The 1,194-nt window shown below is 60.4% G+C and carries 1 pseudogene; it reads left to right on the top strand.

The annotated features are described in order from the left end of the window. Positions 1 to 201 precede the first annotated feature (201 nt). Positions 202 to 1,041 (top strand): annotated as a pseudogene (locus IVB42_RS32405) (transposase); the annotation flags it as partial. Between the last annotated feature and the right edge of the window lie 153 nt (positions 1,042 to 1,194).

Raw genomic sequence — 1,194 nt, 5'->3', positions numbered from 1 at the left:
AGCGGCTGACCGAGGACAAGTTCCGATGGCCGCGCCGCCAGGAGGCGGTCGTCACGCTGACGACCGAGCAATTGCACTGGATCCTTGACGGCATCGATATCGATGCGATGGTCCGCCATCCGGTGCGGCAATATCAGGTTGCCGGCTGAGCTCTCGACTTGAGCGGTTGACGCGTCGGTACGGTTCAGATTCAAGAATCCGATGAATCGAACCGGCGAACCGAGTGTCGAAGCGCTGTTGGCGCGCATTGCTGCGCTGCAGGTGGAGAATCGTCAGCTCACGGAGCGCGTCGTCAGGCTCGAGGAAGAACTGGCGCTGGCACGCCTGCATCGTTTTGCGCCGCGCAGCGAAAAGCACGTCGACCGTCTGTTCAATGAAGCCGAGCAGGCCGCCGACGAGGATGATGCCGGCAGCGAAACGGACAATATCGCCGAACTTCCGGACACGGGCTTGCCACCCGTCGAAAGCACAACGGGAAAGAAGCGCGGCCGCAGACCGCTGCCGGCGAACCTGCCGCGTGAGCGGGTCGAGTATGACCTGCCCGACGATCAGAAGGCGTGTCCTTGCTGCCGTGGCCAGATGCATCGCATGGGCGAGACTGTCACCGAGCAACTTCATATCGAGGTGAAGGCGAAGGTTTTACAGAATGTGCGCTTCAAATATGGGTGCCGCCATTGCGATCGCACCGGGATCAATGCCCCTGTCGTGACCGCGCCGATGCCGACGCAGCCCTTGCCGGGCAGCGTTGCCACGGCCTCAACGCTGGCGTTCGCGCTGGTTCACAAATATGTCGATGGCACGCCGCTCTACCGTCTGGCGCAGGCCTTCGAACGCGCAGGTGTTCCTGTCAGCCGCGGCGCTTTGGGTCACTGGGTGATCGGCTCGAGCGAGAAGCATCTGCATCGCATCTCAGACGCCCTGAAGCTGCGGCTCAGACTGCAACCTCTCATCCATGGCGACGAAACGACGGTTCAGGTCCTCAAGGAGAAGGACAAAAAAGCCACCAGTACATCGTACATGTGGGCTTATCGCAGCGGCCAGGGCAATAATTTTGGACGCCGATCCCCCGGCTTAGGGGGTCAATATTGATTGCAGACGATGACGTAATTGCGGTCGGCGCTCGTGGCAGACAAGCTCCGTTATCGTTGAGCCCTCGCAATCAAATGATTCGAAGGAGTTCCCATGAAGCAGTAC

This window comes from Bradyrhizobium sp. 45 (assembly GCF_023073155.1).
Lineage (GTDB): Bacteria > Pseudomonadota > Alphaproteobacteria > Rhizobiales > Xanthobacteraceae > Bradyrhizobium > Bradyrhizobium canariense_D.
This window is presented reverse-complemented; position numbering and strand designations above follow the sequence as displayed.